5 protein-coding genes and 1 pseudogene are annotated in these 7,328 nt (G+C 75.9%); 1 reads left to right on the plus strand and 5 read right to left on the minus strand.

Going from position 1 to position 7,328, the window contains the following annotated elements; translation table 11 throughout:
• The 3 genes and pseudogenes from NBZ83_RS28205 to NBZ83_RS28215 all read right to left on the minus strand — a co-directional run.
• Nucleotides 1-398: pseudogene (locus NBZ83_RS28205) on the minus strand (zinc ribbon domain-containing protein); the annotation flags it as partial.
• Nucleotides 395-2,602, minus strand: a complete 2,208-nt coding sequence (locus tag NBZ83_RS28210) for a serine/threonine-protein kinase (RefSeq protein WP_261576138.1) — start codon at nucleotides 2,600-2,602, stop codon at nucleotides 395-397. The gene NBZ83_RS28210 and the pseudogene NBZ83_RS28205, both read right to left, overlap by 4 nt.
• Nucleotides 2,599-3,819, minus strand: coding sequence for a hypothetical protein (locus NBZ83_RS28215; RefSeq protein ID WP_261571043.1), 1,221 nt, complete (start codon nucleotides 3,817-3,819; stop codon nucleotides 2,599-2,601). The genes NBZ83_RS28210 and NBZ83_RS28215 overlap by 4 nt, the downstream gene beginning before the upstream one ends.
• Nucleotides 3,820-4,446: 627 nt before the next feature.
• Between NBZ83_RS28215 and NBZ83_RS28220 the strand changes: the two genes are divergently transcribed.
• On the plus strand, nucleotides 4,447-4,770 hold the full coding sequence (locus NBZ83_RS28220; RefSeq protein WP_261576139.1) for a hypothetical protein: 324 nt from the start codon (nucleotides 4,447-4,449) through the stop codon (nucleotides 4,768-4,770).
• Here NBZ83_RS28220 and NBZ83_RS28225 read toward each other — a convergent pair.
• Complete coding sequence (locus tag NBZ83_RS28225; RefSeq protein ID WP_261576140.1) at nucleotides 4,752-5,804, minus strand: glutamate ABC transporter substrate-binding protein; 1,053 nt, start codon at nucleotides 5,802-5,804, stop codon at nucleotides 4,752-4,754. The genes NBZ83_RS28220 and NBZ83_RS28225 overlap by 19 nt on opposite strands.
• A gap of 8 nt (nucleotides 5,805-5,812) precedes the next feature.
• Complete coding sequence (locus NBZ83_RS28230) at nucleotides 5,813-7,090, minus strand: GlnX family signal transduction membrane protein (protein WP_264763970.1); 1,278 nt, start codon at nucleotides 7,088-7,090, stop codon at nucleotides 5,813-5,815.
• Nucleotides 7,091-7,328 lie beyond the last annotated feature (238 nt).

The raw sequence follows: 7,328 nt of genomic DNA on the forward strand, positions 1-7,328 counted from the left end.
GGCGTGGTCAGGGTGGCGGCCAGCTGCGCGAGCAGGTCCACCGCGTCGCGGGCCGCCCGCACCGCGGCCGGTCCCGATCCCGGGGCCGTCGACACCCCGTCGCAGACGACGGCGAGGGTCGCGATCGCCGGGCCACCGGCGGGCCCGGCGAGGACACGCAGCCCGAAACCGTCCTCGTTGGTCCGGTGCACCAGACCGCGGTCGGACACTCCCGCGGCGCTGCCGAGATCGAGATCGATGCGGTCGGCGGGCGGGGTTCCCAGGCCCAGCCCGGTGCCGCACCGCTCGCAGAACCGGTCGTCCGGGAAGACGACGGCCGCGCACGCCGGGCACCGTCGGGTGCCCGGTGACTCGTCGGGAAGTGGGATTTCCGGGCGCGGGGGCCGCTCGGCGGTCAAACCAGGGTCCGTGGACGGATGCCGTTGGCGAGATCGACCAGGGCGTAGCGCTCGTCGGGCGTCGCGGCCAGGCGGGCGAGCGTCCGGTAGGTGCGTTCCAGGCCGAGGCGTAGTGCGGCGGGCCGCAGCGGCGAACCGGCGACGCGCACCTGGGGGTCCGCGGCCACCGCGCCGGAGGTGACCAGGTCGAGCGCGCCGGCCAGCAGATCCCGGCGCAGGGCCGCCTGGGCCGCCGGATCGAGGTCCAGATCGTCGAGGATCGTCGACGCCGCCAGCAGGCCGGCCCGGTCCGGGACGCCCGCGGCGGTGACGGTGCCGAGCACCCGGGCCAGGCGTATCCGCGCCTCGACGCCGGCCGCCGAGGCCGCCGGCACCCGCTGGTAGGCCTGCGCGGCGCCGGCGCGGTCACCGGCGGCGAGGCGGACCCGGGCCAGCCCGAACGCGGCGCTGGTGAACGTGTCGTCGGTGCGCGAGACCAGGTCGTAGAGCTGGCGCGCCCGGGGCAGGTCGCCGCCGGCCTCGGCGGCGCGGGCCAGGGCCAGCTTCGGCGCGAGCTCGCCGGGCACCTCGCCGTACACCCGCTCGAACGCGGCCACCGCCCCGGCGGCGTCGTCCTCGGCGAGCAGCAGCAGGCCGCGCTGCCAGTGCACCCGCCAGGCGAGCGGATCCTCGGCGGCGATGGCGTCGAGCAGCTCCCGGGCCGCGTCGCGCTCACCGAGCCGGGTCCGCAGGTCGGCCAGGCGCAGCCGGGCACCGACGCTCGTGGTGCCCATCGCGCCGAGCAGCTCGGCGAGCTGGTGCGGGGCGACGTCGGGCAGCGCGGCGAGCGCGGCGGCCGCAGGATCGTCCGGATCGGGCAGCAGCCTCGGCAGCAGCGCCCAGGGCACCGGTGCGGGCGGCTCGCCGGTGGGGTGGGCGTCACCGGTGAAGCGGGTGCTGCGGGCCGGCGTCGGGGTGCCCTGCTCCGCGGCGACGATCTCCCGCAGGACGCCGAGCAGCTCGCCGTGCATCTCCTCGGCGCTGGCGAAGCGCCTGTCCGGGGCGACCGCGGTGGCCTTGACCAGCAGGCGGTACAGCGATTCGTGCCGGGCGAGCACCGGGTGGCCGGACGCCGGTGGCAGGGTGTGGCGGTAGGTCGAGGTGTTGCCGCGGAAGTCGAGGATGAGGGTGGCCAGCGTCCGGCCCACCGTGTAGAGGTCGGAGGCCACCGAAGGGCCCTCGGTGGGCACCTCCGGCGCCTGGTAGCCGGCCGTGCCGTAGACGGCGCCGTCGTGGTCGTCGATGCGCCGCACCGCGCCGAGGTCGATCAGCCGCACCGACTCCTGGCCGAGCATCATGTTGTCCGGCTTGAAGTCGCAGAACACCAGGCCGTTGCGGTGCAGGTAGGCGAACGCGGGCAGCACCGCGAGCAGGTAGGCGACGGCCTCGGCCGCCGGCAGCGGGTCGGGCCGGCCCGCGGCGGCCCGGCGTCGGCGCAGCACGTCACGCAGCGACGTGCCGCCGACGTACTCCATCACGATGTAGCCGGTCCCGGCGTGCTCGACAAACGTGTAGATCTTGACGATCGCGGGATGGTCGACCGCGGCCAGGAACCGGCGTTCGGCGATCGCCGCGGCCTGGGCGTGGCGGTCGCCGGAGTCGAGCAGCCCCTTGAACACCACCCAGAAGTCCCCCCCGACGCCGTGGTCGCGGGCCAGGTAGATCCAGCCCTGCCCGCCGTGGGCGAGGGCGCCGGCGATCTCGTACTGGCCGATGCGGTCGCCGGCCTGCAGCGCCGGGCGGAACGAGTACGGCTGCCCGCAGCCGGCGCAGAACCCCTCCGCCAACGCCGGCTGGCTCCCGCGGGAGCGCCCGACCGGCTCGTCGCAGCGGGCGCAGCGCCGTAGCCGCTGCGGGAGCTGGGGGTCGGTGAGCAGCAGCGACGTCGGATCGGGCAGCTCGATCTCGGGCATGCGCACCAGCCCGGCGCCCAGCCGGTCGGGCGCGCTGCGACTCGTCGAGCCACGCCGGGACCGCCGCGAGCCGGTGGCCCCCGTCGCCGCCGAGCCGGCGCTCCCACCGGTGGCAGCACCCGTCGCCGCCGGGCCGGTGACGTCGGCGGCCGCGGGTCCGGGCGGCCGGTAGGCGAGACCGGTGATCGTGCAGTAGCCGTCCTCGATGACGCCCTCACAGTCCGGCTCGGGACACCGGATCGTCTCGGTCACGCGAACTCCTCGTTTCGGGCGGGCGCGGCTGCCAGCAGGGCGTCCGCGTAGGTGCGGACGAGCCTCTCGGCCCGGTCCAGGTCGATCGGGGTCGAGCCCAGCGCGGCCAGCGCGGGGGCGTAGCGGGCTTCCAGTTCGGCGGATTCACCCAGCCCGGTGCGCCCGGCCTTGGCCCGCAGCGCCCGCAGCAACCCGCGCAGCTCGTCGCGGCGACGCACCGGTGCCGCGTTCGTCTCGGCGATCGTCGTCGCCGTCGCCAGCGTCGCCTGCGCGGTGCGCCGCCACGCCGGCAGGCCGTAGCCGACCAGCCGCCAGTCGCCGGCCTCGCCGGCGGCGCTCAGCCGGTCCAGCCACGGCCGCAGGCCGCGCCGCGGCGCGTCGAACCACCCGTCGGACAGCCGAAGCAGGCCGTCGGCGTCACCGCTGACCCGCTCGACGACCTCCCGGGCGCGGCGCTCGCCGGTCTGGGCGACCGCGATGACCTGCGCCAGCAGGGCGCCGGCGGCGGCCAGGTCCTCGGCGAGGTGATCGTGTGCCCGCGCGAGGGCGGCCACGGCGTCGACGGCCGGGGCGAGCGCCTCGCCGGCCGCGGTCAGCAGTTCCGCCGGCACGTCGAGCGGGTCGGCGGCCACCGCGGCCTGGGCGAGCGCCAGCGCCACGCGGGCCGTCGCGAGCGCTGGGACCTCACCGTTCTCGGAGCCGTCGGCCGCGTTGGAGCTGCCGGCCGCGTCGGTGCCGGCCGGGGCGGCGAGCCCGAGGCGTTGTGCCGTCGCCAGCGTCGCACTCAGCTGCCGGCCGAGCGGCGCCAGCGCCTCACGGTGCGCGGCCCGCGCCGCGATGACCTCGTCGGCGCCGGCGCGTAGGGCGCGGACGTTCGCGAGCGCCTCGTCGAGGCGGCGCTGGGCGGGAACGCCACCCGGCTCGGCGTCCAGCAGCGCCGTCAGCCGGGCGAGGCGCCGCCCATTGACCCGCGGACCTTCCCCCCGTTCCGTCGCGGTCGCGGTGAGCAGGTCGTTGAGGGCGCCGTGGGTCTCCCAGAGCCCCACCAGCCGGCGGCGGGCGTCAGCGGCGATCTCGGCCGTGCGCCCGCGTAGCCGCGGCGGATCGCCGAGATGCCCGTCGATGACGGCGTCGAGCTCCAGCAGCTCAGCGGCGAGCCGCGCGCTGCCCGAACGCAGCTCGCCCAGGGCCGCATCGACATCAGAGCGGGTGCGCATCGTCGGTCAGCCCCGGCGCGTCGCCGCGGCCGGTCCCGCCCCCCTGCGGGGCACGGGCAGCACGGACAGCGCGGACGGCGCGGGACGTTGCGGGCGCGCGCCGGCCGGGCGACGCCCCGAATCCGGCCGCCCGCGGCGAACCACCCGCCCGCGCGGCACCTGACATGCCGGCCATGCCGTGCGCACCACCACCCCGATCGTCACCGTCGGCACCGTTCCGCCCGCCCACCGTCCCGGCCACCGGGGGACCCGCGCCGTCCACCGCCGTGAGCCGCGGCGGTCACGGCGCCCGGGGCCGGCCCGACGCCACGGGACGACTGATCGTAAGTCGGTGGAGCACCGTGCGTGGGGCGATGTCGTCTTGTCGTCACCTCGCCCGGTTCGCCGGGCCCGAATGCTATGCGACACGGGCCTGTCACCAGGGCGAATTCGGCCGGCCTGGGAGAAGGCAGGTCGCATAGCCCGCCTTGCGCACGGCGAGGGACCGGCACCGACGGGGCGGGGGCAAGCCCCGCGGCAGACGCGCTTCACCACGACCACCTCGAAACCCTCGAATCGCCAGGAGAGCGAGTTGACCGAACGTGTCCGCTTGGCCCCCGGCACCCAGCTCCCGCACCGGAGCCGCAGATGTTCCGGGCCAGGGAACGGGAATTCCTCGCCGACCTCTACCCGCTGCTCCCGAACCCGCGCGCCGCGAAGAAGTTCGCCAACCTCTACCGACTCGTCCGGATCGAGTACCGCGACTCCGCCCGCCTCGACGAGTACCTCGACGGTCCCTACCAGGTCGACGCGCTTCTGCTCGCCGAGCACCGCGGTGATCAGAGCGCGGCCAGACAGACCACCGCCTACCGGGAACGCATCGGTGCGCTCGTCCGGTACAGCTTCCAGGTACACCCGTGGCCCGCCGGCCATCCGGACCAGGGCACGCCGGGTCACCCGCCGTCGGTGTAGCGGGGGACCGGCGCCGCCGGGGGTGGGCGCAGCGCCGGTAGCCAGCGTTGGACCATCGCGGCCCAGGTGCCGTCGCGCAGCACGTCGGCGAGCACGCCGTTGACGAACCGGGTCAGTTCCGGATGGCCGCGGGCGACGCCGATCGCGTCCGGCTCGTTGGACAGCCCCGGGCCGACCAGGTGGACCCGGGGATCCTGCGCCGCCATGCCGGCGAGGACCGCGCTGGTCGTCGAGATCGCCGCGACCTGGCCGGACTGGAGCAGCACGAGGCAGTCGGCGATGTTCGGCACGGTCCGCACGACCGGGTGCGACGACGCCCGGCGCAGGGTGTCCACCGTGGTGGTCCCCGCCGCGGTGCACACCGGCTGCCCCCCGAGGTCGTCCAGGCTGCGGGTGGGCGAGTCGAGGGGGACCAGTATCCGCTGCGTCTCGTACCAGTAGACGGTGGAGAAGTCGATCTGCCGGCGTCGTTCGCAGTTCGTCGTCATGGTCGCGACGACGATGTCCACGTCCCCGCGCAGCAGCACCGGGATGCGCTCGGCGTAGGTCGTCGCGCGGAACCGCACATGCCCGTCCGTGCCGAAGATCGCCCGGCCGATGCGGTTCGCCAGGTCCACGTCGAAGCCCTCGAACTGCCCGTTGAACGCGTTGATCGAACCGAACGGGGGGACGTCGGCGAGCACCGCGGCCCGCAGGTAGCCGCGTTGCTGGATCGCCGCGAGGAACGTGCCGGCCGGCATCGCCCCTGGCGCCGGAGGCACAGCCGGTGGCCGCAGGCTCGCCTGCGGATCGCCGCAGCCTCCACCGCTGCCCGCCGGCGCCGGGACACCCGTGGCCGGTGGTGCCGGGACGCCCGTGGCCGGCGGGGACGAGGCGGCTGTCGCGGCCAGCGGCCGTGCCTGCGCGGGAAGCCCCGCGTCGACGGTCGCACAGCCGGTGCCAACGAGGGCCAGCAGCACCGCGACGGCCACCGCGACGACCCGCGGCAGCGTCGTGGGGATCGTGGGGGGCGTGAGAGTCGTGGGTCCAGGCATGACGGCGGCTACCGGTAGTCGTTGATGCGGAGCTGGATACCGACGAGGGTGAGGGCGATGGCGAGCAGGAGGGCCGCGGTGACGGCAAGTGGCAGCGTGTCCAGGGCGTCGTCGGCGTCGGCGAGCTGGCGCTCGAGCCGGCCGCGGCTGGCGTCGAACACGACCGTGGACGCCGTGTCGAAGCGGCGGAAGGAGGCCGAGCCGCCGCCCTGGGCCAGGGCGACGGCCTGCTGGAACCCGCCGACTTCGGCGACGAGCGCGCGGACCCGCACCGCGCTGGCCTGATAGGTCTGCCAGGTGGGCGCGAGCGCGCCCCGGGCGGCCCGGTCCGGGCCGGGCAGCGCCGCGGTCGCCACGAGCAGCCCGGTGGAAGCCGGCCGGCCCTGGGGGTCGTAGCCCAGCCGGGCGCTGACGGCGTCGGCGTCGGCGTCGAGGTCCGCGCCGTTGCCCCGGGAGATCAGCGACAGGCTCTCGTCGCCCCAGGCGCGCAGCGCGAGCACCCGGGCCTGCGCGGTCATCGTCATCGGCACATAGCCATGGTCGCGGCTGTCGAGCAGACGGGTGCGCTGCACCGCGAACGCGGTCATCGTCCAGCCGAGCGCGAGCGCGGCGAGCAGCGTCGCCGCCACCAGCGCCGGGTTGAAGACGCGGTTGGTCCGCCGGAACAGCCGGACCTGCACGACGATCAGGACGGCCAGCGTCGCCACCCCGGCGGCGGCGACCAGGATCGGGTGGTGGACGCGGCTGGCCTGCCGGTAATCGTGGTCGATGCGCTCCGCGGCCGCCGCGGCGAGCCGGTCGCCGGCCGGCAGGATCGTGCCCTGCATCAGACTCGACGCCTCCCGCAGGTAGGCACCGCCGACGACGAGACCGAGCCGGTTGTTCGCCCTGGCCCGCTCCACCTTGCCGGTGTAGACGGGCAGCTGCTCGGTGAGCACGGTCAGCGGCTCCCGCGGGCCGCCCGCTCGGGCGAGGTCGACGATCCGCTCGCTCGCGTCGCTGACGGCCCGCTGGTAGGCGGCTCGCTGGTCGGGAGGCTCGACGCCGCCGGCGAGGAACGCCCGCGCCGCCGCGGCGTCGGCCGCCGAGAGGTCCGCGTGCAGGTTCTGCGCCGCGATGAACGACGCGCCGCTGTCGGTGCGCAGCGAGTCCAGCGCCTGCTGGCGGGACCGCCCCGAGGCGAACGCCGCGACCCACAGCAGGACCAGGCCGACCGCCACAACGATCGACACCAGTCTCAGCCGGCCGGGCGGGGTAGCCGCGCGGCGCGGTAGCACCGCGGTCATATTCAGTGACTTTAAGGGATCTGCGGCGTTCCGCGGCCGAGGTGTCGGCTTTGCGTCATCACAGTCAGCGTCGCCATCACAGTCAGCGTCGCCGGCCTGCGTACGGCCACGGATCGCTGGCCGCGGCTGGTCACCCCGAGCTGAGCTCGGCAGCTGCGGGCCGCCTGGTCACCCGGCTGTCCCGGCTGTCTCGGCCGGCGGGGTGGCCGGCGGGGCGGATCGACCGCGCTCCCGCGGT

Source organism: Frankia gtarii, from assembly GCF_025403375.1.
GTDB lineage: Bacteria > Actinomycetota > Actinomycetes > Frankiales > Frankiaceae > Frankia > Frankia gtarii.